The organism is Acidovorax sp. BL-A-41-H1, from assembly GCF_051942715.1.
Genome location: NZ_JBPVJQ010000005.1, coordinates 435,884 through 461,024, shown reverse-complemented (window position 1 = coordinate 461,024; position 25,141 = coordinate 435,884). Strand labels below are relative to the sequence as shown.

24 protein-coding genes and 3 pseudogenes are annotated in these 25,141 nt (G+C 59.7%); 15 read left to right on the top strand and 12 right to left on the bottom strand.

Annotated features, from left to right (window positions below; genetic code table 11):
- Both ACTPOI_RS13260 and ACTPOI_RS13255 read left to right on the top strand, forming a co-directional pair.
- Positions 1–284, top strand: a 284-nt coding sequence (locus tag ACTPOI_RS13260; RefSeq protein WP_440109459.1) for a hypothetical protein, incomplete at its 5' end; no start/stop codon positions are given.
- Positions 285–657: 373 nt separating this feature from the next.
- Entirely contained in the window at positions 658–1,641 is a 984-nt protein-coding gene (locus ACTPOI_RS13255; protein WP_440109457.1) for an ADP-ribosylglycohydrolase family protein, read from the top strand.
- 301 nt (positions 1,642–1,942) lie between these two features.
- Here ACTPOI_RS13255 and ACTPOI_RS13250 read toward each other — a convergent pair whose 3' ends face one another.
- Positions 1,943–2,686, bottom strand: coding sequence for an endonuclease/exonuclease/phosphatase family protein (locus ACTPOI_RS13250; protein WP_440109455.1), 744 nt, complete (start codon positions 2,684–2,686; stop codon positions 1,943–1,945).
- 423 nt (positions 2,687–3,109) lie between these two features.
- Here ACTPOI_RS13250 and ACTPOI_RS13245 point away from each other — a divergent pair, with 423 nt between their 5' ends.
- The 4 genes from ACTPOI_RS13245 (at position 3,110) to ACTPOI_RS13230 (ending at position 6,136) form a co-directional block, all read left to right on the top strand.
- Complete coding sequence (locus tag ACTPOI_RS13245; protein WP_440109453.1) at positions 3,110–3,466, top strand: hypothetical protein; 357 nt, start codon at positions 3,110–3,112, stop codon at positions 3,464–3,466.
- Between the two features lie 796 nt (positions 3,467–4,262).
- The gene (locus ACTPOI_RS13240) at positions 4,263–4,658 is read left to right on the top strand and encodes a hypothetical protein (RefSeq protein ID WP_015012994.1); all 396 of its coding nucleotides are present in this window, start codon (positions 4,263–4,265) and stop codon (positions 4,656–4,658) included.
- A gap of 5 nt (positions 4,659–4,663) precedes the next feature.
- Positions 4,664–5,719 carry a DMT family transporter gene (locus tag ACTPOI_RS13235; protein WP_015013010.1) on the top strand — a complete coding sequence of 352 codons (1,056 nt, stop codon included), beginning with the start codon at positions 4,664–4,666 and terminating at the stop codon, positions 5,717–5,719.
- A gap of 39 nt (positions 5,720–5,758) precedes the next feature.
- On the top strand, positions 5,759–6,136 hold the full coding sequence (locus ACTPOI_RS13230; RefSeq protein WP_015013009.1) for a hypothetical protein: 378 nt from the start codon (positions 5,759–5,761) through the stop codon (positions 6,134–6,136).
- Between the two features lie 16 nt (positions 6,137–6,152).
- On the opposite strand, the gene ACTPOI_RS13225 is transcribed toward ACTPOI_RS13230, so the two are convergent.
- The 4 genes and pseudogenes from ACTPOI_RS13225 to ACTPOI_RS13210 all read right to left on the bottom strand — a co-directional run.
- Positions 6,153–6,485: a hypothetical protein gene (locus ACTPOI_RS13225; RefSeq protein WP_015013008.1), complete on the bottom strand. Its 333-nt coding sequence runs from the start codon at positions 6,483–6,485 to the stop codon at positions 6,153–6,155.
- Positions 6,486–6,586: 101 nt separating this feature from the next.
- A pseudogene (locus ACTPOI_RS13220) lies at positions 6,587–7,006 on the bottom strand (chromate resistance protein ChrB domain-containing protein).
- Positions 7,003–7,323 (bottom strand): rhodanese-like domain-containing protein, encoded by a 321-nt coding sequence (locus tag ACTPOI_RS13215; RefSeq protein WP_051022504.1) that lies wholly within the window; start codon positions 7,321–7,323, stop codon positions 7,003–7,005. Before ACTPOI_RS13215 ends, ACTPOI_RS13220 begins: the two are co-directional and overlap by 4 nt.
- A 293-nt stretch (positions 7,324–7,616) precedes the next feature.
- A pseudogene (locus ACTPOI_RS13210) lies at positions 7,617–7,871 on the bottom strand (chromate transporter); the annotation flags it as partial.
- Between the two features lies 1 nt (position 7,872).
- On the opposite strand from ACTPOI_RS13210, the pseudogene ACTPOI_RS13205 reads away from it, so the two are divergent.
- A pseudogene (locus ACTPOI_RS13205) lies at positions 7,873–8,082 on the top strand (EamA/RhaT family transporter); the annotation flags it as partial.
- A 33-nt stretch (positions 8,083–8,115) separates the two neighbouring features.
- Here the strand turns inward: ACTPOI_RS13205 and ACTPOI_RS13200 are convergent.
- The 7 genes from ACTPOI_RS13200 to ACTPOI_RS13170 all read right to left on the bottom strand — a co-directional run bounded on the left by ACTPOI_RS13200 (position 8,116) and on the right by ACTPOI_RS13170 (position 16,706).
- Positions 8,116–8,751 carry a hypothetical protein gene (locus tag ACTPOI_RS13200; RefSeq protein WP_231940671.1) on the bottom strand — a complete coding sequence of 212 codons (636 nt, stop codon included), beginning with the start codon at positions 8,749–8,751 and terminating at the stop codon, positions 8,116–8,118.
- 402 nt (positions 8,752–9,153) lie between these two features.
- Entirely contained in the window at positions 9,154–9,534 is a 381-nt protein-coding gene (locus tag ACTPOI_RS13195; protein WP_015013004.1) for a hypothetical protein, read from the bottom strand.
- Positions 9,535–9,597: 63 nt separating this feature from the next.
- Complete coding sequence (locus ACTPOI_RS13190; protein ID WP_440109450.1) at positions 9,598–12,786, bottom strand: CusA/CzcA family heavy metal efflux RND transporter; 3,189 nt, start codon at positions 12,784–12,786, stop codon at positions 9,598–9,600.
- 15 nt (positions 12,787–12,801) lie between these two features.
- Complete coding sequence (locus ACTPOI_RS13185; protein WP_015013002.1) at positions 12,802–14,418, bottom strand: efflux RND transporter periplasmic adaptor subunit; 1,617 nt, start codon at positions 14,416–14,418, stop codon at positions 12,802–12,804.
- A gap of 2 nt (positions 14,419–14,420) precedes the next feature.
- A complete protein-coding gene (locus tag ACTPOI_RS13180; protein WP_440109448.1) occupies positions 14,421–15,776 on the bottom strand; it encodes a TolC family protein in 1,356 nt (451 codons plus the stop codon).
- Between the two features lie 157 nt (positions 15,777–15,933).
- Complete coding sequence (czcI, locus tag ACTPOI_RS13175) at positions 15,934–16,293, bottom strand: cation efflux protein, CzcI family (protein WP_083235244.1); 360 nt, start codon at positions 16,291–16,293, stop codon at positions 15,934–15,936.
- A gap of 74 nt (positions 16,294–16,367) precedes the next feature.
- A complete protein-coding gene (locus ACTPOI_RS13170) occupies positions 16,368–16,706 on the bottom strand; it encodes a DUF4148 domain-containing protein (RefSeq protein WP_069103149.1) in 339 nt (112 codons plus the stop codon).
- A gap of 156 nt (positions 16,707–16,862) precedes the next feature.
- On the opposite strand from ACTPOI_RS13170, the gene ACTPOI_RS13165 reads away from it, so the two are divergent.
- The 8 genes from ACTPOI_RS13165 (at position 16,863) to arsH (ending at position 24,963) form a co-directional block, all read left to right on the top strand.
- Entirely contained in the window at positions 16,863–17,549 is a 687-nt protein-coding gene (locus ACTPOI_RS13165; protein ID WP_069103148.1) for a heavy metal response regulator transcription factor, read from the top strand.
- Entirely contained in the window at positions 17,546–18,883 is a 1,338-nt protein-coding gene (locus ACTPOI_RS13160; protein WP_082836287.1) for a heavy metal sensor histidine kinase, read from the top strand. Before ACTPOI_RS13165 ends, ACTPOI_RS13160 begins: the two co-directional genes overlap by 4 nt.
- Positions 18,884–19,102: 219 nt before the next feature.
- A complete protein-coding gene (locus ACTPOI_RS13155; RefSeq protein ID WP_255409874.1) occupies positions 19,103–21,499 on the top strand; it encodes a heavy metal translocating P-type ATPase in 2,397 nt (798 codons plus the stop codon).
- Positions 21,500–21,713: 214 nt separating this feature from the next.
- Positions 21,714–22,076 carry a MarR family winged helix-turn-helix transcriptional regulator gene (locus ACTPOI_RS13150; RefSeq protein ID WP_238324276.1) on the top strand — a complete coding sequence of 121 codons (363 nt, stop codon included), beginning with the start codon at positions 21,714–21,716 and terminating at the stop codon, positions 22,074–22,076.
- A 224-nt stretch (positions 22,077–22,300) separates the two neighbouring features.
- On the top strand, positions 22,301–22,624 hold the full coding sequence (locus tag ACTPOI_RS13145; protein WP_063459325.1) for an ArsR/SmtB family transcription factor: 324 nt from the start codon (positions 22,301–22,303) through the stop codon (positions 22,622–22,624).
- Between the two features lie 89 nt (positions 22,625–22,713).
- A complete protein-coding gene (locus tag ACTPOI_RS13140) occupies positions 22,714–23,220 on the top strand; it encodes an arsenate reductase ArsC (RefSeq protein ID WP_063459417.1) in 507 nt (168 codons plus the stop codon).
- 8 nt (positions 23,221–23,228) lie between these two features.
- Positions 23,229–24,275: an ACR3 family arsenite efflux transporter gene (arsB, locus tag ACTPOI_RS13135; protein ID WP_197506379.1), complete on the top strand. Its 1,047-nt coding sequence runs from the start codon at positions 23,229–23,231 to the stop codon at positions 24,273–24,275.
- Positions 24,250–24,963, top strand: a complete 714-nt coding sequence (gene arsH, locus ACTPOI_RS13130) for an arsenical resistance protein ArsH (RefSeq protein ID WP_055396770.1) — start codon at positions 24,250–24,252, stop codon at positions 24,961–24,963. The genes arsB and arsH overlap by 26 nt, the downstream gene beginning before the upstream one ends.
- Positions 24,964–25,141: the final 178 nt, after the last annotated feature.

Sequence of the window (25,141 nt, the reverse complement as noted above, 5' to 3'; positions counted from 1 at the left end):
TATCAGACTCCCCCGAGGACGCCGACCTCAAGCACCTAGACCTCTTTGACATCATGCTCATCCAGGTCAAGGGGGGCGGTGCAAAGACACCCACACCTGAAGAAATTGCCCGTATGGAACGGGTGGCTGATCTTTACCAAGTGGGCAAGGTTTTGCTCTACCAGTGGAATACCAAGAAAAAGGCGGAGACGGGCTACCGTGTTCTCAATCGTGAGACTCATGAATTTGGTCCATTGGTGACAGACGGCAAGGAGCTCTTTGGCAAGAAATGGGCTACGTCTTGAATTCGACCAGTGCGTTCATAGTGGCAAGCCTGCCTGCGTTTTCCGCAAAGGGCCTAAGGCGCTGCCCGGTACCAGGAGTGGGCTGTACGGTTCTGGGAGGCTTTTCTGGGTCCAGTTCTTCCGTCGCAGACTTCTGGCACGGGAAGGATGGTGACGTGTGGCTGCGAGCCACTTGGATGGGCCATGTGTGGAGTTTTCATGCGCGGGGGCCGGCGGGCGAATCAATCCTTAACGATCAAGACTCCCTGGCGGTGTTTGCGGACTTCGTGTCTCGAGAACTACGGCGGTGGATGACTGAAGACGCACCCGACACGCCTCCATTTGATGCCTGTACTGCCGCAGAGCAGGAGAATTTTTCCTCGGGAAGAAAAGCATGAATTCCATCCAGAACTTGGCTCAAGGATGTTTACTCGGCGCTTTGGTCGGTGACGCAGCAGGGTCTCGACTGGAGTTCCTCGGAAGAATACCGACGCAGGCCGATGTGACAGAAGCGTTGGCGATGAAAGGCGGAGGAGTCTTTGGGCTGGCTCCAGGCCAAATCACAGACGATGGAGAAATGACGCTCTCACTCGCCCGTGCCCTCGCAGGTTCTTCCCAATTTCCGCGCGAGAAGGTCGCGACCAACTACCGCGCATGGGTTGCCAGCAATCCCTTCGATATGGGGCAAGCTACCTCTGCAGCACTCGGGGGACCGATCGAAGTCGGAGATTTCATAGCCGATTCTGTTTCGAGAAGAGCGGCGATGTACAACAAGGGCTCCAAGGCAAATGGAGCTCTTATGAGAGCCAGTGCGTTGGGCATCTGGTCTACAGGAGTATCACCTGAGGATGCGGTGAGAGCCGCTTGCGACGATGCACGCCTCACTCATCCAAATCCTAGCTGTTTGTGGGCTAGCGCTGCCTACGTTGTTGCCATTCGGCATTTGCTACTCCACCCCAACGACACTGAGGGTGCGTTTGAGCAGGCGCGATGGGCGCTTGCACTTGCCCCAAGAGACGACTCGGAGGAAGTGCATGGATGGCTTGAAGATGCTGCCATTGGCAAATTGCCAGACGGACAACCCAGCATGGGGTTTGTGCGTATCGCCTTTATCCACGCTTTTCATCACATGCGACTCGGCACTCCGTACATCGACGCACTACAAAGTGTCCTCGGGTATGGAGGGGACACAGATACCAATGCTTGCATAGTCGGAGGACTTGTAGGTGCGCGGATCGGGATCACAGGTATTCCCCCAAACATGATCGATGCAGTGCTCAGGTGCGACACGAAAAAAGGTCGTCCGCGCCCAGCCTGGCTGAGCACCCAGGACGCCTTGGAACTTACCCAGGGACTTCTGAATGAAGAAGTACATTGACCACGAGTTGGTTCAAATTGGCTGACTTGCTGGCAGCTGCCTAAAAGCTGATGTGAGACATGCGCGGAAGATGACTGGACGGCGGTGAGCGCCAACAGCGGTCATTCAGAGCCCTTGACCTCGAACAAGTGCTGCGCCGCCGACGGCAGTCGTTCGACCGCACTCCAACCAGCAAGTCCGCTTCAACGTCGTCGCCTGCGCAGAGTGCCTGGGTCAATACGTCCCATCGCAGCGCTTACACCGTCTTGTTGACGGACTTCTTTGGACAGGTTGCTACTGCTAGAGGCACGTAACAATGCAATCAACTGTTGACGACAAGTCGCAGGACAACTCCGTTGTGATCCGAGAGTCTGCCAGGTTCATTGCGGTCGCACCAGATATGAAGAGGTTCGCATGAAATCAGATCAGAGCTGCTCCAAATGTGATCCACGATGGCCCTATCTGCTGCCCTTGTCGCGCGGATGTCTTCCAGCGTGTGACACGTAAGGCCAATGCTGGTTAGTCCATCAACTAGCCTTATGCGTGCTCCATGATGACCATACCAATTGCTGCCATCAAGGCTGGTATTGAAGTCACCAGCCAAGACGATCCTGGCTTCTCGCAATGCAGGGTCAGATCGCAAGTGGCAAAGATCCGCAACAACATCATCCACAGCTTTCTGGTGTCGCTCCCATGCCGAAGCGACTCGTTGGCGCACGCCGTCCATTGAGTACGGAATGATGATGCCGTAGACAATGATGCACCCCAACGGAGGTGGTGCTGTCAGGGCGACGCATACAGAGAGGCGACTATCCCTAACAGGCAGTGCTCTTCCTTCCCACGAAGATGCAATACCGACTGCCCGATCCCGTGGTGTGTAAGGTGGCTCCCCTGGATCAGACCACCAAAACTGCTTTCCGGGCAGTAGCGTTGTATCCCGGACCTCGGTCAAGACCACGATGTCAGCAAGCAGTTCTTGAAGAACTTCAAGTTGCCGTGGCAGAAGGGATTTTGCATTTGAGCGGTAGCCGTCAAGATTCCAGGTGGCTATGCGAAATGTGTTCATGAGATCGAAGGCTACTGCAGCCAGAGCCCAATGACATCCCTCGGCCGAGTGAGCCTGGTTACAGACGAGTCCGATGGTGGAATGACCAAGGCTGAAGTTCAGGCCGAGCGACTGCTGCTAAGTTGATCGCCGAGTTGACCCTGCCGGCCAGGAGCAGTCGGCGAGAAGAATTGCCCGGGAGACAGCTTCAGGCTGGTTGCTGTCGTTCAAACTGAGCGTTTGAATGTCCGTTAAAGCGGATACCGGACATTGCTAAGTCACCGACCGCCTTGGCGGTGTAATCCCGGGTGAGCAGCTGTTCAGCCGTGACCTCGCCGTGGACCGATCACTTGCGAAACCTGTCCGCTTGACATGGATTTTGCAGGTGAGCATTCCAGTATAGCTATGATTGCGATCAGCTCCCAATAGCCCGTTATCTACTTCATGCGCCGACTGCTCGCAGTCATCCTGTTGCTCTCCTTCTTCTGCCAGGCCTTCGCAACGGCCCGCCAGACGGCTGCGTTCGACCACGAGGGAGGGTTTCATGTGGAGCACGCTGAGATGCATTTGGAAGGTGCTGCGCACCACCATGACGAAGATGGTGTGATGCACCAGGACAATTCCCAGGAGTCGGTCCAGCACATGCTTGCGGAAGCAGGTCTAGGGACGGCAGCACTTTTCCATTTTCCGGAGCTGTCGCTTCCTGCTGACCGCTCGCCCACACCGGCTGTAAACGCTGAAACCGTCAGCCCGTCCCCCTATCTGGACGGTTTACGACGACCTCCCCGACTGATTTCCTGATCCACCTTTAGCGCCACGCCTTCTTCACGAAAGCGTGGTTGTTCATCGGTGCGGTAGTCCTTTCGATCAGGCGCTGATGCGTCAACGATCCTGGACCACTGCCTTGATCGGTCAGGAATCACGTGAGTTTTGTCATTTCCAGGCTTGCGGTGCGTTGCGCCGCTGGCTGTGCTTTCAGCTGCGCCCTCGTTGGCGCAGCCTTTGCGCAAGCCAACATCCCCCCATCACACTCAGCCACGGTATCAACCGCGAGCCCAGCGCTTGCGCAAGCCGTGGAGGGCGCATGGCAGCGAGCCACACAGGCGAGAGAAGCCGAAGGGCAGACCCAGCGGGCTGCTGCTGAACGGGTGGCTATCTCAAGCCCGTGGGCGGCGCCCCCTGCACTGGAGTTGTCCTACCGTGACGACCGCTGGCAAGCCTCGGCTGGACGGCGGGAATCCGAGGCCGGTCTTGTCTGGCCGTTGTGGTTGCCCGGACAGCGCAATGCACGCGGCGCCGCCGTTGATGCCGACGTAGAACTCTCCCGAGCTGCCGTCCAAGCGGGGCGCCTACATTTCGCGGGCCTGGTGCGAGAAGCTGCCTGGGGCATTGCAGCCTCCAGGACCGAGGCCGACCTGGCTGATGCCCAAGTGCGATCTCTTCAGGAGATACCCAGGCACCCACGGGAGCCACTGCGGCCCAGGAGGCCTATTGAACGCTGCGCCGACCATTTAACTCTCACCCTTTCCCGTAGGCATTAGTGCGCCGCCTGCCCAAGCGCGCCGTATTACGCAATTTCTCATCCAAACGAAACGCAATGACCATCAAGACCAAACTCTCCCATCTGACTGGGGGTGCTTTGATGCTGGCCGCATCTGCACTCTTCGCTCCTACGGCAATGGCCCATGGTTCTGCCGCCCCCATGCACGGTGGGGTTGTGCAGACCGCCGCGGACTTGTCGTTTGAGCTGGTTGCCACTGCCGAAGGCGCGGAGATCTACATCCAGGACCACGGCAAAGATTCGGATGCCTCGCGGTTCGACGGCAAACTGACGGTGCTCAACGGTGCAGAAAAGTCCGAAGTGTCCCTGAAACCAGCTGGCGCAAACAAGCTGGAGGCCAAGGGCGTGAAGTTGGTCAAGGGCACAAAGGTGGTTGCGCTGATCACGACCAACAGCAAAAAGACCGTCACTGTACGATTCACGGTGAAGTAAGGCCCATGGCGCGCGGCTCTCTGTCCTTGCCTGCACTGCGAGGCGGTCTGCTGGCCTTGCTGGCCGCAGCCTTGTTTGGCATCAGCACCCCGCTGGTTCAACGGCTGGGTGCTGGGCTGGGGGCGTTCACGACGGCTGCGCTGCTGTATGCAGGGGCTGCTGTCGTTGGTGCCTTGTCCCTGCGGACCGCTGCCCACGAGGCAAGGTTGCAAAGATCCGACGCCTGGCGCCTCATCGGCATGGCGGGGTTTGGCGCTGCCCTAGGTCCTGTCGCCCTGTCCTGGGGTCTGCAACACACGAGTGGCGCCAGCGCGTCGCTCATGCTCACGCTGGAAGCGCTGTTCACAGCCACTCTGGCGTGGTGGTTGTATAGCGAGACCATGGACCGCCGTGTGTGGGCAGCCATGCTTCTTTTGCTGGCCGGTGGCATGGCTTTGGTCATGGACCAGGGCCTGCAGGGCGGCACGCAGCTGCTCGGTCTGCTTGCCGTGCTACTGGCGACGGTGGCCTGGGGCGTGGACAACACCCTGTCCCGGGGACTGGCCGAGCGCGATCCCAGCCAGGTCGTAATGGCAAAGGCCTCGCTGGGAGCCGCTGCGACAGCATGTCTTGCCATGGCGTGGGGCGAGCCTTTGCCCACCCTGACGGCAGCTCTAGGGCTCTTTGCCGTGGGGGCCACGGGGTATGGCTTGAGTCTTCGGTTCTACCTTCTAGCGCAGCGGGCTTTTGGGGCGGCGCGGACTGGCTCCGTGTTCGCCTTTGCACCTTTCATCGGTGCGGCTGTAGCGTTCGGCTTCGGTGAACGGTCTGCGGGGTGGCTGATGCTGCTCGGTGGTCTTCTGATGCTTGCGGGGGTGCTGCTGCATTTGGCTGAAAGTCACGGGCATGAACATGCGCATGACCCGCTGGAGCATGAGCATGCCCACCGTCACGACGATGGACACCATACGCACTCCCATGACGTGATGCCCACTGGGAGCCATAGCCATGTGCACTTTCACGAGCCGGTGACTCATGCCCATCCCCACGCGCCCGATGTGCACCATCAGCACAGGCATTGACTCATTGAGCGGTACCGAGACAGCGGCTAAGGAAATTTCATGATGAAAAAATCAATGCTCTTGTCAGCTGCTGCGCTGACATTCCTTGCGATCTCCGGCTGCAGCACACCTGTCTACGAGGACCGGTACGCTTGGTCCGAAGGCTGGAGGGTCGGCAAAGTGACCAAATTAATCCAAGCGGACGAATTCTTGAAGGTGAGCGGCTCTCGCTGCCGGCAAATGGAGCTCGGCCCCACCGACCAGATTGCAGTCATCCGATGGCGGGAAGTCACCCGAACCCGTGGGCACTTCGCCAGAGTTGACGCGGGCTCCGGCATGGCCGTGGGCGATGAGGTTTACTTCAACGCGTGGAAGTGTGACCAACCTCCAATAGTGCCGAAGGCCCCGCGTGGGGCCAAGGCGGGGCAAACGCCGTAGAGACTGACGAGGAGCCTCAACGAGACGGACTCTTTCTGACCGTGCCTGCGTACACCACACTGCCCGCATCGCGATACTGCAATTCCTCCCCCACGCGCACCACGTCAAAGCAGACGGGCGAGACCTTGCTGACCTCGGGCAGCAGCAGGCAGAGTTGGTTGTTCTGCGTGCTCCAGCGTCCGGCGCGTGTGCGGCCGTTTTCTGAACGCTCTAGGCGGCCGTCCAGGAAATAGTCATGCCCCCAATGGCGTCCGTCGGTGACATGGTGCCCGCCCAGCGTGGCGCGGATCTGCGCGGTGGTCAGTTTCGTTTCCGGGGGCGCCGCGCAGGCCAACGGAGCAAGCGTCATGCACAGGAAATGCGCTCACAACGCCTTGGTAAAGCGGCTGAGCCACCGCCTAGCACCCGCCGTCATGCGGCCATACTCGGGGGCCAATTGTGGGTTTCTGCCTAGCAGGACTTACACCAAGCATGGAGCGCGTTGTACATCACCATGCCATGCCCTAGCATCTCAAGGTCATCGCTGAAGGTCTTGCACAGGCCAAGCGACAGCGCCTAGAGGCCCGCAGACTGCGGCGCCAGGTCCAGCCTGGATGTGTCTGCGCCCCGCACGATCACGGTCAGTTGCTGTAGGGCGGGATCGGTGAGTTCGTACTTCTTGAGAAAGGCGTCAAAGCTGCACAGGTCACCGTCGTGGGTCAATTCGACGCCGCGCACGTCGTAGGGGATCGCTCCCGTGTCCTGGGCCACCTGAAGCACCGAGGCTGTAGGCTTATAGAGGAATTCCGGCTCTTTGTCGATGAACCGGGCAATCAGCCAGGGGCAGGCAATGCGGTCGATCTTGGGCCGCTCGCGGGTGACCCATTTCATGCGGCACCTCCTTGCGTTTCCAGAGGCAGGGCAGCGGCTTGCCAGGCCTCGATGCCGCCCACGTGGTAGCGCGCGTTCATGCCGCGTGCCCGCAGCGCCAGGAACGTAGAGCGGCCAATGTCCTTGCCGCGCAAGCAATACAGCCGCACAGGTTTCGTGGCGTCCAGTTCCTGGCTCCACTCCAACACGCGCGACGGATCGCGCGAGGACACTCCGGCAATGACCTGCGGGCTCTGCAGATAGTCCTCCTCAAGTCGCAAGTCAAACGCACCTGCCGCACCGGCCAGCGCAGAGCCTGTGTCGATGCCAAATGCCAACGCATCCGCCTCGACAGCAGCGCCTTAGCGCTTGTAGACCTTGTCCCACTGGATTTCGCCATGTAGGCATCCACATAGGCGCCCGCCTTGGCCCCGAAGTCCAGTTGGTACGCATGCTCGTACATGTCCAGCGCCAGTACGGGCGTTGCGCCGGCCAGGAGGTGCGTGTGGGTCGGCCGCCCAGTGGTTGATGAGGCGGCTCTCGCGGGAGGACCAGGACAGCAAGGCCCATCCCGATCCGCCCCCCATGGCCTTGGCCAGCCCAGTGAACTGGCTGCGCCAAGCGTCCACGGAGCCAAAGTCACTTCGTCAACGAACGCCAGCACACCAGGATGTTTGCCATGCTTCTCGAAGTACGGCGCGGGAATCACGGTGAGCAAGTAGCAGGGCATAAAGGTTGCCAACGCCGCGACGACCGCGCCCCAGAAGCCGCTGATGAGGAAGCCGATAAATCCTGTCGTGATAACCACCGGGCCGGGGGTGATCATGGCCACGGCCACGGCGTCCACGAACTGGCGATCCGTGAGCCATGCGTACTCCTTAACCACGGGAGTGGTACTGCACTTGGCGGAAGGCCATGGTCACGAGCACACACACGAAGTGCTTGAGCATGAGCATGCCCACCGGCACGACGATGGGCACCATTCACATGTGCACGATGTGATGCCAAAGGGCAGCCACAGTCACAAGCACACCCATGAACCTATGACCCACGCCCATCCCCATGCTCCTGACGTGCACCATCAACACGTTCACTGAACCCCCGGTATTTTTTTGTCTGCTCCCCCGAGGTCACTTGACCGTCAGGTCGGCGACCAGGCGAGCCTTGTAAGCCCTTTCCCGAATTGCATCCTCGCCGTCAGTCGCCCATACAAACGTGCTCTTCCATGCCCAAACCGTTCCATCGATCCGAAGAAATCGTAGGTCACCAGCTTTACCATCCACGGTTGCGACTTGACGCTCTCCTTCGAAATCCAAGGTGAACGTATGCGTTCCTGGCTTCAACTTGAAGCGCACCATCGTGTTGGGGAGAGTCTCGGCGGCCATTTCGTTATCCGCGCTGATCTTCACAAACCGCCCGCCATCTCCCCAGTTGCGCCGTACGACGTAGACGGTGAGCGCATTCGGATCGGGAGTAAAGCGCTTCGCCTGAGCGTCGGCATTCAGGCTGGGGGCGGGTACCCGAGTGCACGCGACTACTCTGCCCTTACTGGTCTTGTAGCAGTATGGCGCTTCGGCGGAGGGATCGGCCCCAGTAGAGGTAGCACAACCCGCCAGCAGGCTAGCTGCCAGCACAGAGCTGAGGATCACGGAGAGGCGGCGGGTGCCTGAATATGTAGGTATTTTTGTCATGGATCTGTTTTTTTGCTGTGGAGGTTGTTGCGTATTGCCTGAAGCTTCATCAGCGACCCCGGTACCGTCACCCACGGTCTGCCTCCTTGGATTGCATATGGCGGCACCGCGATTTCGGTGTTTTTCGGTGTTTGAAACGCATTGCCTGTCGATCCCTCAGTCTCTTGGCCAGGCGTCGGCTGTACTTGATTTTTATGTCCATTGGCGGATGGCGTTTGAGCCAGATACGCCGCAGCCTCCAAAACACAAACACGGAGGTCAACAAGCCGATCCAAATCCAGAACAGTTTGGCAAAAGGCGCGACCTGTGCCGCCTGCATTGACATGGATCGCTCCTTTGTGCCTCCAGCAAAGGCATATTGCCGATGGGCTGACCGAACTCGCCGCTATGTAGTCAGTTGCTTTGACGTGAACGGACTGCTGAAAGTGGATCAACACTGGGGCGTCGCGAGGGCGATCCCCCCAGCCAGGCTTCGTATTACTTCAGCGTGAAACGAACAGAGGCAACCGACTTGCCGGCCTTCGAGACAGCGACGACGGCTTTGGTACCGGCGGGGACTTTGAAGCTGCCCGTGGCTTCCAGCTTGCCGTCACCGGCTTGGAGCTGGACATCCTGTTTCTCGCTGCCTGCCAGCAGCGTGACCTTGGCGGTCATTCCCGCCACGGCAACTGGCTTTCCATGATCGCGCATATAGAGCTGCAGCTTGTCGGCGCTGGCGACGAGTTCGTACTCGACCTCCTTGGCTTCGGCGACAGCACCACCGTGCATCGGTTTGATGTCGTGACCATGGTTGTCAGCAGCGAACGCCGTGCCGCAGGCCGACACCGCCACTGCGAGAATGAGTTGGGAGAGTTTCATGACATTTCCTTTGGGGTTGGAGAAAAGGGAAGGTCCCGCGATCAGCGAGCGGGACCGTTTCAACTACACGGGAGCGGACACGTCCGGGGGATGCGAGGGCTCAGCAGACACGTCCTCATCTTCCTCGTCGGGCCGGTGGGCCAGACGGTAAAGAATCGGCAGCACGAGAAGCGTGAGCAGCGTGGACGAAAGAATCCCGCCGATCACTACGGTGGCCAGGGGACGCTGGACTTCAGCGCCGGTGCCCGTCGCAATGGCCATGGGAATGAAGCCCAGCGAGGCCACCAGGGCAGTCATCAGCACGGGGCGCAACCGGGTCAACGCGCCATCCCGGATCGCTTCGTCAAGTCCAACGCCGCCCTGCCTCAAGCTGCGGATATAGGAAATCATCACCAGCCCGTTGAGCACTGCCACCCCAGAGAGCGCGATGAAGCCAACGGCCGCGGAGATGGACATCGGGATATCCCGAAGCCAAAGCGCCAGAATGCCCCCCGTCAAAGCGAACGGGATGCCTGTGAATACCAGCAAACCGTCCTTGGCATTGCCGAACATTGCGAACAGCAGCACGAAAACCAGCAGCAGAGACACAGGCACAACGATCTGCAGGCGCTTCGTGGCCGATTGCAGGTTCTCGAAGGTTCCACCCCAGCTCGTCCAGTAGCCGGTAGGAATCTTGATCTGGGCCAGGCCTTGCTCGGCCTCTGCCACAAAGGAACCCACATCGCGCCCGCGCACGTTGGTGCTTACGACGATGCGCCGCTTGCCGTTTTCGCGGCTCACCTGGTTGGGGCCGGGTGCAAGTTCGAAAGTCGCGACCTCGCCCAAGGGGATGAAGTTCGTCTTGGCCTCCGTGCCACTGGCAGAACGCGGCAGCGGAATAGGGAGCCGTTTCATCCCTTCCAGGTCGTTACGCAGGGTCTCAGGCAAGCGAACCAGGATGTCAAACCGGCGGTCTCCCTCGAACATGGTGCCCGCCTCGCGACCACCGATGGCGGTGGCCACGGTGTCTTGGATGTCGGCGACGTTAAGGCCATAGCGTGCAGCCTTCTGGCGGTCGATGTTCACCGTGAGCATCGGAAGGCCTGTTGTTTGCTCGACCTTCACCTCGGATGACCCCTGGATCTTCTGCAGCATTGCGGAGACCTCTTCGGCGGACTTGTTCAACACGTCCATGTCGTCACCGAAAATCTTTACCGCCACGTCGCTTCGCACACCCGAAATCAGCTCGTTGAAGCGCAACTGAATGGGCTGGGAGAACTCGTAGTTGTTGCCAGGAATTTTGCCCAGGACTTCCTGAATTGCGGCAAGCAACTCGTCTCGGGTCTTGCGCGGCTCAGGCCATTCGTCCACGGGCTTGAGCATGATGTACCCGTCCGAAATGTTCGGCGGCATGGGGTCCGAGGCAATCTCCGCAGTACCGGTTCTGGCGAAAATGCGCTCGATCTCGGGGAATTTCTCTTTCAAGGTCCTTTCAATCTGCTGCTGCATTTGGACTGACTGGGAAAGGCTGGTACCTGGGATGCGCAGCGCCTGGATCGCAAAGTCGCCTTCATTGAGATTGGGTACAAACTCGCTGCCCATACGCGTGGCGATCAACCCGCACAAGATCACCGCAACTGCAGCTGCGGTCAGTACGACCGCCTTGGCGGCCATGACACGGTCGAGCAGTGGACCATACAAGCGCTTGGCATGGCCCAGCAGGAAGTTTTCCTTCTCGCTGACCCGATTGCCGATGAACAGGGCCACCGCTGCGGGGATGAATGTCACCGACAGAACCATGGCGCCCAGCAGTGCCGCGACCACCGTGAATGCCATGGGGTGGAACATCTTCCCTTCAACGCCTGTCAGCGCGAAGATGGGCAGGTACACCACCATGATGATGAGCTGTCCGAACAGCAATGGACGCCTTGACTCCTGGGATGCCAAAAACACCTCATGGAAGCGCTCGGCCCGCGTCAGTGGCCGACCGTGGTGCGCTTGTGCGTGGGCAAGTCGCCGCACGCAGTTCTCCACGATCACGACAGCACCGTCGATGATGATGCCGAAGTCCAGGGCTCCCAGGCTCATCAGGTTGGCACTCACCTTGTAGTGAACCATCCCGGTGAACGTGAAGAGCATCGACAAGGGGATGACCATCGCGGTAATGATTGCGGCCCTAATGTTGCCCAGGAAGAGGAACAGGATCACGATCACCAGAACCGCGCCTTCCAGCAGGTTCTTCCTCACCGTACTGATGGCTTTGTCAACAAGCACGGTACGGTCGTAGACTGTCACCGCGTGTACCCCCTCTGGGAGGCTCTTGTTGACTTCCAACATCTTCTTGTCCACCGCCTGCGAGACAGTCCGGCTGTTCTCGCCGATCAGCATGAACACCGTGCCGAGGACCACTTCGCGTCCGTTGTCTGTTGCAGCACCTGTGCGCAGTTCCCGGCCAATGCCAACTTCTGCCACGTCGCGAACGCGCACAGGAACACCGTTGGCGCTGCTGAGGATCACGTTACCGATGTCTTCAAGCGACTTCACCTGACCAGGTGCACGAATCAGATACTGCTCGCCACGCTTTTCGATATAGCCCGCGCCCACATTGCCGTTGTTGCGGTCCAGCGCAGTAACCACATCCTGCAGTGTCACGCCCAGAGAAGCCAGGCGTTCAGGGATGGGCGCGATCTGGTATTCCTTGGCAAAGCCGCCAATGGAATTGATCTCGGTCACGCCAGGAACATTTCGCAGCTGTGGCTTGATGATCCAGTCCTGAATCTCGCGCAGGTCTGTTGCGGTATAGGGTGAGCCATCGGGCTTCTTCGCCCCGTCCTTGGTTTCGACAGTCCAGAGATAGATTTCGCCCAGCCCGGTCGAGATGGGCCCCAGCGCTGGCGTGATGCCGGCAGGCAGCTTGTCGCGCGCCTCCTGGATACGCTCGTTGACGAGCTGCCGAGCAAAATAGATGTCGGTTCCGTCTTTAAAAATGACGGTCACCTGCGACAGACCGTACCGCGAAAGCGACCTGGTCTGCTCCAGGTTTGGCAGGCCAGCCATGACCGTCTCAATGGGGTATGTAACCCGCTGCTCAGTCTCCAAAGGCGAGTAGCCTGCGGCCTGTGTGTTGATCTGAACCTGGACGTTCGTGATGTCAGGGACCGCATCGATAGGCAGCTTTTGGTAGCTGATGACGCCAAGCGCCGCCATGCCCAGGGCCGCTAGAAGCACCAACCATCGCTGCTCGATCGAGAATCGAATGAGTTTTTCAAACATGTATGCGCTCCGCGATCAGTGCGTGTGTTCGGCAGATCCCTTGCCGAGTTCAGACTTCACGACGAAGCTGCCGGTCGAGGCGTAGGGCATACCGGCTTTGAGACCCGATAGGACTTCGACCCGCTTGCCATCGCTTCGGCCCAGCTTCACGGGTTGAGCGATAAAGCCTCCATCAACCTTGAGGAAGACCACCGGCTTTTCCCCGACGTTTTGGACGGCGTCGGCCGAGATGGTTACAGGCGCTGCCGTTTCTTCGGACACCACCTCAACATTGACAAACAGGCCGGGGCGCCAAGCGCCCTTGGGGTTGTCAAGAACCACGCGGGCTTTTGCCGTGCGGGTTTGCTCGCCAATGAGCGCTCCTACAAAAGCGACAGTGCCTGTAGCGGAGGCGTCAAAGGCGGTGGCCTTGATCGTGACCTTTTCGCCCACACGAACCGATGGCAGATCTTTCGCCGGAACATTGATCTCAGCCCACACCTGGGAAAGGTCCGAGATGGTGAAAACCGCAGCATCTTCCTTCACGGCTTCGCCGAGACTAAGGTGCTTCTCGATGACAATGCCATCAAAGGGCGCTCGCAACTCGATACGGTTCAGTCCTGCTACCGACGAGGCGGACAGGCCCATCGCGCTCAGTTTCTGATTGGCGTTGGCTACTGCGACCTCTGCTTCGCTCAAGGCCTGCTTGGCCTGCAGGTAGTCCTGCTCGGCAGACACCTTCTGCTCCCACAGCTTTTTTTCTCGCTCGTAGGTGGTCTTTGCCAGCGATAAGCGCTTTTGGGCCGTCTGCAGCTCGCTGCGTTGCTCGGAAGCAGTCGGGCTCGCGATCACCGCCAAAACTTGCCCTTTCTTGACCACTTGGCCCAAGCTGGCATTGACGCTTTCCACGACTCCCGCAAGCCGGGGAACAACGTGAGACGTGCGATCTTCGTTCAAGCGTATCTCCCCGGGAAGGAGCAACGCCGTCTTGATGTTGGCTTTCACAGCAGCGTCCAGGCTGATGGATGCAGCCTTTATCTGGGCATCGGTCAGTTCGATCTTTCCTTCTTCCTTGCTCATCACGAACATGAAAGGCTCTGTGGCAGTCTGCGCAATGATCTCGATGTCGAAAGCATGGGGTTCAGCAACGATCTCTCGGCTGACAAGACTGTCTTTTTCAGCGGCAAACGTCAGTTTCTGCTTTTCATCTGTCGGGCGGGTCACAGTTGCCGTGACCGTTGCAGCATTCAGGGGCAGCGGTTTATCTTTGTCGGACAGCCAGATTCGCAGTCGAGGCTCGCCACCGTCTTCAGACAACAACGCTTCCAAGCTGAAGTCGCCTTCCTTGAACACGGTACCTCCATGTGGGCCCTTGGCTTCGCTCTTTTCGTGGTGTTCACCATCGGCATGCCCCTTGTCATCGTCGTGGCCCTTTTCGCCACCCTTGCCATGGTGCTCGCCGTCGCCGTGCCCCTTGGCCTCGGTGTGGCCGCCGTGACCGTGGCCATCGTCCTCGGTGGCTGCGGCTTTGGGCTTGCCGCCACCTTGCAAGATGAAGGTTCCCGCACCGACCCCTATTGCGAGGACTACTGCAATGGCGATCAGGTGTTTTTTACTGATGGTGGATTTGCTGGAGTTCATGTTCATGGTCATGCTCAGTGTTGCGTTGCGATCAGGCCGGGAACCATGCTGGCCCCGAGCAGGCGGTCGATATCAGCCGCTGCACGGTGTGCTTCGCCAAGGGCTTTGAGGTACTGGGATTTGGCGGTGAAGTAAGTGCGTTGGGCATCGAGCACTTCCAGGAAATTGAACTTACCGTTCTCGAACCCAATGGTGGCGGCGTCATAGGCCGACTTCGCACCGGGCAGAACTTCCTGCTGCAGTGACTGAACCTCTGCGGTGATCGTGGAAAGGCGCTCTCGTGCCTGCGCCACTTCGCTGTGCAGGCGCACGGTGGCTGCTTGCAGCTCATCGCGGGCCTTGTCCTCAAGTTTCAGCGCCTCCAGGAGGTTGCCTTGGTTGCGGTCGAAGACGGGAAGAGGCACAGAGACCCCGAAAAGAAGGACGTTGCGCTGCGTCTCGTTGCTGCGCTGCATGCCGACGCTGACGGTGACATCGGGGACGCGTTTGCTTTGTTCCAGGTCGGTCAAGGCCTTGCGCCGATCCACCTCGATTCGCGCAAGTACCACGCCTGGCGAAGAAGCAATCAGGGGCTGGAGATCGACGAGGCTCGGGACCGAGGGCAGGTTCTCGGCCTTGCCCTCCAGGACGGTGTAAGGCGCATCGATCCGTCCCAACAGCGCGAAAAGGCGAGACAGTGCATTGCGTTGTTCGCTTGCGGCCTGGGCGAGTTCGACGCGAACGCCGGCTTCGGCAACCCGGGCCTTGGACTCTTCCACTGGGGACACTTTGCCAGCGGCTACACGCTTTGAGACGGTATCCGTTGAAGATTTGGCCAGCGCTGCGCTGTCTCTGGCTAGTACCAATCGTTCCTGCGCAGTCAGAACATCAAAGTAAGCGGCAGCGACATTGGCCCGCACGGTGGCTTGCAGCTCGGCGAGTTGGGCCTGTGCTTGCTCGCGCGTTTTTTCGGCCGCCTTGGTGCGTGCTGCACGCTTTCCGCCCAATTCCAAGGGAAGATTGAGTTGCCAGCTTTGCGTACGTGTTTTGGAGCGTGTGTCTTCCAGCGAGTACGCGAGCTCTGGATTGGGGCGCGAGCGTCCTTGAAGAACCTGTCCTTCGGTTGCCTCCCATTGGCGCTTTGCCGCAGCCACCTCCGGATTTCCCTCCAGGGCCAGTTCGATGGCCTTGGCCAGCGACAAAGGCTCAGCTGCGGCCGCTGCAGCAGACTGAGGTGCTCGTTCGCCAACGGCTGGCCCTGGTGGCAGGCCCTGGGAAAAGGCACCGCCCGAGGCGCTCAGCCATATAGCTGCGGCGCCTGCCGCGAGCTTGATCTTTCTACCGCCGCGCCATGCGTGCGGCATCTCTTGAAGGTAAGTACCCTTGAACATCCGATTCTCCAGTGATTTCAAAACACGAGGGAATCGGCGGACTGGCAACCGTGCAGCTGCCTGGCAACTCGTCAGTCACTCCAGCTGCAACACACGCAACTGCTTCGGCCGCGATGGCGGACAAGACTGAAAAAGAAAAGTGAGATGCCCCCGCCGATCAGGCGAGGACGGACCACTGAGGGCGGTCAGGGGGCGTGGGCGTTACAGCCAGCAGGCGCTGGCCTGGGGAAGACTCCACACGGCTGTCATGGGAAAAGGCTGGCTTTGCATCTGACCAGCTCAAGGCCCCGATACCCGCGCCATGGCAAACTGAACAGTCAACATCAAATGCACCTGCACCCTGGCTGGACTTTTCGGCCTGACCATTCCCGCCTTTGGCTTCATGCTGGTGTTCGTGATGCCCCAAATGCTGCGACTGCGAGGTTGAGCTCTCATGCATGCAATAAGCAGCCACCGCAGACCAGCTGAACTGGAACGGAAGCAATGCAAGCATAAGAACGGCGATCAAGCGGCGCATTTTTGAAGTCTAGCATGCGTCATGAAGGGCGTACTGAGGCTTGGATGGCCGCTGAAGGGCACTGGGTTGGGAAATCAGCGAGCGCCGCCGTTCATGTCCAGAAGCGCCTTCTTTTCAGCTGCCGACATGTTGAGAAATTCCTGTTGGACCTGCTCACGCGTCTTTGTTGAGCCTGTTGCTTTGACTGGCAGCGCACCCCCGCGCGAAAGGACTGCCAGCGTGCCATCCTTGCGCGCTACTTCGACAGCCTGAAGCACATCGCCACGGGACATTGCGCTTTGCATGTGGTCGGGATGTGTGGTCATGCCCACTTCGCCACCAGCAGGATGGTACAGCGACGAGGCAGATGAAAATCCTGGAGCCGCAATTGTGAAGGCGATCAGAGTGAGGGCGAGGGGTTTGCGAACAGTCATGGTGTTGTCCCTTGATATCAGTTAGCCCTCGGCGATCTGCCGGGACTATGCCTTTCGACACGGAGACACTGTAAAAATCCGCGCGCGACACGGCGCCAACAGCCAGATAACAAATTCGTAAACTACGAACAGGCCGGATTCTTCGAGAATGGCAGCATGAAAATTTTGCTCATCGAAGACGAAGTCAAGCTGGCCGAGTACCTGCGCAAGGGCCTGGGAGAGGTCGGCTACGTGGTGGACGTTGCACACAATGGGGTGGATGGCCTTCACATGGCTCTGGAAGGCGTGCACGATCTGCTGGTCTTGGACGCGATGCTCCCAGGGATCGACGGCTTCAGCCTTCTAACGGCCTTTCGCAAGACCAAGCAGACTCCGGTCTTGATGTTGACAGCAAGGGTCAGCGTCGAGGATCGGGTATTGGGACTCAAGACGGGTGCCGACGACTATCTGGTCAAGCCCTTTGCGTTTTCCGAACTGAGCGCCCGCATCCAGGTGCTGCTGCGGCGGACCCATGGCGCGCGGGATGCCGCAGAGCCCACGCAACTGCGGTTGGGCGACCTGGAATTAGACCTGGTACGGCGCAAAGCGTCCCGGTGTGGCCAGCGCTTGGAGTTGACTGCGAAGGAGTTTCTGCTGCTGACTCTGTTTCTGAGAAGAAAAGGCGAAGTGCTTTCTCGCACTGAGATCGCTGAGCAGGTGTGGGACATGAATTTCGACAGCGATACCAGCGTAGTGGAAGTCGCGATCCGGCGCCTCCGTACCAAGATCGATGTTCCGTTTGACACTGCGCTGCTCCACACCATTCGCGGCATGGGATACGTGATGGAGGACCGCAACGGATGAAGGAGCTGGCCCAACATCGCTCATTGCGCCAGCGGTTGTCTTGGTGGCTGGCGCTGCAGAGCTTTGCCGGACTCGGGGTGGTCTGTCTGGCGGTGTATCTGGTGACCGAGTTCAACTTTCGTGATCGGCAAGAGGAAACGCTGGCGCAAAAGGAAAACGTCATTCGGCACTTGCTAGTGGATGGCAAGGAGCATGGGGATTCGGAAGACCTTGCGCACAAACTCGATGACTTCCTTGTTGGGCACGGAGATCTGTCGCTCGAAGTCGCGCGGGCGGACGGGATTGTTCTCTACGCCCACACCCGCAACCAGAATGCGAAGACGGTATGGCGCCAACGGCAGTTCGAAGTAGCACAGACTACGGACCAGACTCCCTCAAAGAACTTGCGCGTTCAGCTGTCGCTGGATATCCAAACCGACAACCAGTTGTTGCACCGACTTGCTCTTACCTTGCTGGTCGCAGCCATCGGTGGGGCCGTCGTTGTATCGCTAGGCGGATTCTCCCTGGTCAACTTGGGCCTGGCGCCCGTCCGAAGACTGGCCAGTCAGACGCGCGCAGTGTCGGCTGACAATCTGCATCAACGTCTCGACAGCGCCGAGCAGCCCCTTGAGCTCGTGCCTTTGATCGACCAGTTCAACGCGCTCCTTGCTCGCATTGAGAAGGCCTATTCCCAGATGGAAGGCTTCAATGCGGACGTGGCGCATGAGTTGTGCACGCCTTTGGCCACGCTCATTGCCAACAATGAACTGGCTTTGCTGCGCCCTGAGCAGGCGGATATTCGCGAGGTGCTGGCGTCCAATTTGGAGGAGCTGCACCGCCTGACGGGCATCGTCAATGACATGCTGTTCCTGTCCCAGGCGGATCGGGGTGTGGGAGCACGTCGGGCCCCCGTTGCGACTCTTGCATCAGTGGCTGCTGACGTACTGGATTACCACGAAGCGGCACTGGCCGAGGCTGGTCTCACCGCTAAGGTGGTCGGCGATGCGCATGGCGCTTTCGACGTGCCGTTGTTGCGCCGGGCCCTGTCGAACTTGCTCGGCAACGCCACCCGATACGCGAACCCTGGCTCAATCGTCCAAGTCAACCTCAGAACTATCGATGAGGGCCGTGTGTTGATCAGTGTCACCAACTACGGCAGCACTATCGATCCCGAGCTACTCCCGCAGCTGTTTGACCGATTCTTCCGTGCAGATCCGGCTCGTAGTCATGGGCAGAGTAACCATGGCCTTGGGTTGGCCATAGTAGGAGCTATTGCACGCATGCACCAGGGAAAGCCCTTTGCATCGTCAGAAAACGGGGTAACGAATGTGGGAATCGAAATCCCCCCGAATTGATGTTGTTTTTCGACGGGGTGGGGTCGATCCTGTGCCCCTGCGACTGAGTACGGACCGTTAAGAAATCCGATTTACCCAGGACAAAGCAGCCATGTTCTTTTTGCTGCTTGACTTTAAAGCTACTTGAAGGTTTCCAATTGGGCTATGAAATCAGAAACAAGCACACCTCCCACCACTGTTGACACCTGCTGCTCCTCGGGCTGTTCCAGTACCGCAGCAGTGGTCCCTGCAGCCACAAGCAGCCCGGGCCAGGGCAAGCTGTTCCGAATCGCCACCATGGACTGCAGTGCCGAAGAGTCGGAGATTCGTCGGGCGCTGGAGCCGCTTGAGGGAATCCGCTCGTTGGGTTTCCAGCTCGGCGCGCGCACGCTGAAGATCGATGCGGAGGATCGCGCCTTGCCCCTTGCGCTCGATGCCATCCGCAAGGCGGGTTTCGATCCACAGCCCGTGGTCACTGCGGCAAACACCCAGGGTAGCCAAGGCCGGGTGTTTCGCATTGCGACCATGGACTGTAGCGCCGAGGAGGCGGAGATTCGTCGGGCGCTGGAGCCTCTGGATGGGATTCGTTCTCTGGGTTTTCAGCTGGGCGCGCGGACGCTGAAGATCGATGCAGAGGAAGGCACCTACCCGTTGGCACTCGATGCCATCCGCAAAGCGGGCTTCGATCCGCAGCCAGTTCCAGGCGCCAATGGCTCCGAGGGCGGACAGGCGGGCGAACCAGCCGAAGGCGACGACCATGGACATGGTTTTGCAGGCGGCATCTCCCGGCTGGTAGCCGCGCTGGTGTTCGCCACGGGGGCTGAGGTCCTCTCGTTCTTTGCTCCCGACCAGATGGCCTGGAAAGTGGCCGGCATGGCGATTGCCGCTCTGGCTATCTGGCTGGCCGGCATCGACACCTACAAAAAAGGCATTGCGGCGCTGCTGCGCGGCAAGCTGAACATCAATGCGCTGATGTCGGTGGCCGTCACCGGCGCATTCCTCATTGGTCAGTGGCCAGAAGCCGCGATGGTGATGGCTTTGTACGCGATTGCGGAGCTCATCGAAGCCAAGGCAGTGGACCGGGCCCGAAACGCTATCAAGGGCTTGCTGGAACTGGCGCCCGAAGAGGCTTTGGTACTGGGCACCAACGGAGCATGGACCGCTACACCGGTGGCTTCGGTGGCCATCGGAGCGACCGTGCGCATCAAGCCGGGCGAACGCGTGCCGCTGGACGGTAAGGTGACCAAGGGCAATGGCGCCATCAACCAGGCCCCCGTGACTGGCGAGAGCATCCCCGTGGACAAGGCACCTGGCGACCAGGTGTTCGCCGGCACGATCAACGAGACTGGTGAGCTGGAGTTCGAGGTCACAGCCTTGTCGAGCAACACCACCCTGGCCAGGATCATCCAAGCCGTTGAGCAGGCGCAGGGCACGCGCGCTCCGACGCAGCGCTTTGTGGATCGGTTCGCCTCCATCTACACCCCCGCAGTCTTCGCCATTGCCGTGGCGGTGGCGGTCCTCACTCCTTTCCTGATGGGACTTACCTGGCTGGAGGCGCTCTACAAGGCCCTGGTCCTGCTGGTGATCGCCTGCCCATGCGCTCTGGTCATTTCCACGCCGGTCACGGTGGTCAGCGGATTGGCCGCGGGAGCGCGCCGTGGGATCTTGATCAAGGGCGGAACCTACTTGGAAGATGCCCGGCTTCTGAAGGCGGTGGCGCTGGACAAGACCGGCACCATCACCGAAGGCAAACCCAAGCTGGTGAAGTGGCAGGTGTGGGGTGCCGGTGACGAGGCAGCAGTCCAGCAGATGGCTGCCAGCCTGGCGGCTCGTTCCGACCACCCGGTTTCCAAGGCGATTGTCCAGGGCTTGGATGTAAAGGGTCCAGAAGCAGAAAGCTTCAAGGCCTTGCCTGGGCGCGGCGTCGAAGGCATGGTGAATGGTGTGCGCTTGATGCTGGGCAATCACCGACTGATCCATGAGCTAGGACTGTGCGGTCCGGAGCTGGAGGCGGAGCTGGCCACCCATGAAAAACAAGGCCGCACGGTAACCCTCCTGGCTGACGATTCAGGCGTCCTGGCGCTGTTCGCGGTAGCGGACACCATCCGTGAGACATCGAAACAGGCCATCGTCGATCTCAAGGCACTGGGTGTGACCTCGGTGATGCTGACCGGCGACAACACGGCCACCGCAAAAGCCATCGCGGCGCAGGCCGGCATTGATGACGCCCGTGGAGATCTGCTGCCCGAAGCCAAACTCGACGCCATCAAGGAAATGCAAAAGCGCTATGGCGCCACCGGCATGACCGGCGACGGCATCAACGATGCGCCGGCGCTGGCGCAGGCCGACATCGGTTTTGCCATGGGTGCGGCGGGAACCGACACGGCCATGGAAGCAGCCGATGTGGTCATCATGAACGATGACCTGCAGCGCGTCGCCGAGACGGTGCGTCTATCCAAGCGCACCCACGCCATTCTCTGGCAGAACATCACCTTGGCATTGGGCATCAAGAGCGTCTTCCTGGTGATGGCGGTCGTTGGCACGGCCACCATGTGGATGGCGGTCTTCGCGGATATGGGAGCGAGCTTGCTGGTGGTGGGCAATGGCCTGCGCCTTCTTCGAAGGGTACGAGGGTAGCCAGACCGCATAGTTGGCTGAACATGCTCACTTCCACGAGCTAGTTTCGGCGCTATGAGCCGACCGCCTTGGCTCTTGAGCGGAAGCGTTGGCCACACAAAAAAACCAAGACTTCATACTATCCACTGCAATACGCACCAAAATGACAACGGCCATTTCGGGAAGTCTGTTGCGGGAGGTCGCCCGTTTGTTCACACAATCGCAAAGTAGGTCAGTGGAACGCAACAGCAAGATGAACAGCCAATGCAATCTGCTCGCCGAACTGGAGCGCTCCGGGACGCTTGCGATGACTGAACTGGGCAGGCGGGTTGGACGCGAAAAAAGTTGGGTGTCGCGTTCTGTTGACGCACTGGCGACCCGTGGTCTGGTCGTCAAGGAGCCCAATCCCGCCGATTCCCGGAAATGGTTGGTCACGCTCACCGACGAAGGGTTTCAGTCAGTCAATCATTGGAATGCTGCCCTGGATGACCACGCAGTGCAATTGCTTGCCTGCCTGAGTGAGCGGGATCGTGCCGCAGTCGAGAAATCCCTTCTGTTGTTGTTGACGGCCCTGAGAGAAGACCAATCAGTCTACTGACTGATTCCTTCAATCAAGGATTTCGGATGCAAGCCGCCACCCCTGACCGATGCTGGCGCCTTTTGGACTGCGTACCTCGATGGTCGAGCCAGGGTGTGTGATTTTGGAGCGTGCCACTCATCACGGCCATTGGGGCGAATCGCATTTCCCGAGCCGCCACTCGCCATGCAAATAGGAGTGGATTTAGCCGGCTTATATTTCAATAATTGGTGTATTATTGAGAAATGAATGAGCCTGAAGTTGTCCGCTCGCTTGCAGCGCTTGCTCAAGAGGTACGCCTCCGTGTCTTCCGCGCACTCGTCGTGGCAGGCAAGGATGGTCTCACCCCTGGCGCAATCTCCGAGCAGCTGGGAGTAGCCTCCAACACCCTGTCGTTTCACCTCAAAGAGTTGGCCCATGCTGGCCTGGTGAGCCAGGAGCGCCACGGGCGCAACCTGGTGTATCGCGCCTCGTACCAGACCATGAACGGTCTGCTGGCCTACCTGACAGAAAACTGTTGCCAGGGTGCGCTATGCCTCACTGAAGAGGCCGCCTCCTGCAACTGCTGAGGGTTCCCTGTAGGGCAATCCATGCCCCAAGCGCCTGTGCGCTCAGCCCAGATTCACCTATCTCACCACCATTGACCCTGGAGTTCACCATGAGCGCAACCCCACAACCCTTGAAAGTTCTCTTTCTTTGCACACACAACTCGGCGCGCAGCATCCTGGCCGAAGCGCTGCTCAATGACATGGGTGCCGGTCGGTTCAAGGCCTACTCCGCTGGGAGCAGCCCACGCGACAACCAGCAGCCCAACCCCCTCGGACTGCAGGTGCTGCAAAAAGCAGGCATTTCCACCGAAGGCCTGCGCAGCAAGAGCTGGGATGAGTTCGCCACGCCCGACGCGCCCCAGATGGACCTGATCATCACGGTGTGCGACAACGCGGCGGGCGAGGTCTGCCCCATCTGGCTAGGCCACCCCGCCACAGCGCACTGGGGCTATGCAGACCCCAGCGAGGGCGACGGCACGGACGAGCAGCAACTTGAAGCCTTCCGCCAGACGCTGCACGCCATGAAGCGTCGGCTCGAACTGCTGGTTAGCCTTCCCGAAGACAAGCTGGCCAAGGCGGTGCTTCAGACCACCGCTCGCCAACTGGTCACAAACTGAGAAACGGGATGCAGAAATCCAGCATGAGCGTGTTCGAGCGCTACCTCACCGTGTGGGTGGTGCTGTGCATCGTGGTGGGGATCGGGTTGGGCCAGGTGTTTCCTGGAACAGCACGCGCGATTGGTGCGTGGGAAGTCGCCCGCGTGAACATTCCGGTGGGCCTGCTCATCTGGGTGATGATCATTCCGATGCTGCTCAAGGTGGACTTCGCCGCCCTGGGCGAAGTGCGCAACCACATGCGCGGCATCGGGGTCACCTTATTCGTGAACTGGCTGGTCAAGCCATTCTCCATGGCTTTTCTGGGCTGGCTGTTCATACGTCAGTGGTTTGCCCCATACCTGCCAGCTGACCAGATCGACAGCTACATCGCTGGCTTGATCCTGCTGGCCGCCGCCCCGTGCACCGCCATGGTGTTCGTGTGGAGCCGTCTCACGGGGGGCGACCCGCTGTTCACGCTGTCCCAGGTCGCGCTGAACGACAGCATCATGATCGTCGCGTTCGCGCCGCTCGTGGCTTTCCTGCTGGGCCTGTCGGCAATCACGGTGCCGTGGGACACGTTGCTCACCTCTGTCGTCCTGTACATCTTGATTCCCGTTGTGCTGGCCCAATGGTTGCGCCGGGCACTGCTGGCCCGAGGTCAAGCCGTGTTCGACGCTGCGCTGCATCGCATTGGTCCCTGGTCCATTGCTGCGCTACTGCTCACCCTGGTGCTGCTGTTCGCGTTCCAGGGCGAGGCCATCCTGCAGCAGCCCCTGGTCATCGCATTGCTGGCCGTACCCATCCTGATCCAGGTGTTCTTCAACTCGGCACTGGCGTATTGGCTCAATCGCGCAGCGGGAGAAAAGCATGCCATTGCCTGCCCATCAGCATTGATCGGTGCTTCCAACTTCTTCGAGCTGGCCGTGGCGACAGCCATCAGCCTGTTCGGTTTTCATTCGGGTGCGGCCCTGGCCACGGTGGTGGGGGTGCTCATCGAGGTGCCGGTCATGCTGCTGGTGGTCAAGGTCGTGAACTCTTCAAAGGACTGGTATGAATCCGGATCTTCCCAACGTTGATGCCACGCTCTTCGAGCAGGCCGATCTTGAGCGACTGGTGCCCGCACAGCGTTCTACCCATGCACCCCGCATCCTGCTGCTCTACGGCTCTGTGAGAGAGCGCTCCTATAGCCGATTGCTGACCGAAGAGGCTGCGCGACTGCTGCGCGCCCTCGGTGCTGAAACCCGCATCTACGATCCGCGAGGGCTGCCACTGCCGGACGCAGAGCCCGACAGCCATCCGAAGGTGGTGGAGTTGCGAGAGCTGGCCCAATGGGCGGAGGGCATGGTCTGGACCTCACCGGAGCGCCATGGCGCGATGACCGGCATCCTGAAGATGCAGATCGACTGGATACCTCTGTCCGTGGGGGCCGTGCGGCCGACCCAGGGCAAGACCCTGGCGGTGATGGAAGTCTCGGGTGGCTCGCAGTCGTTCAATGCCGTCAATCAGATGCGGGTACTGGGTCGGTGGATGCGCATGATCACCATCCCCAACCAGTCGTCGGTCGCAAAAGCCTTTTTGGAGTTCGACGAAAGTGGCCGCATGAAGCCATCAAGCTACTACGAGCGTGTGGTGGATGTAATGGAAGAGCTGGTGAAGTTCACGCTGCTGACCCGCGATAGTGCAGACTATCTGGTGGATCGGTATAGCGAGCGACGCGAGAGTGCAGACGCGTTGTCAAAGCGGGTGAATCAGCGCAGCATTTGACTGGCAGTGCTCAGGGCGCCGGCAGGCAGCTGGAGTACAGCTCCTCCGTGCGAAGAATCCTTGTCATTTGCTTGATATTGCTGGGCAGCGTTTTCCTGACCCAGACGGTATCGGCAAATCGAACAACCTTAACACTCCAGGCCCCAGATCAAGGAGTGGATCGGCCAATGCAATGGGG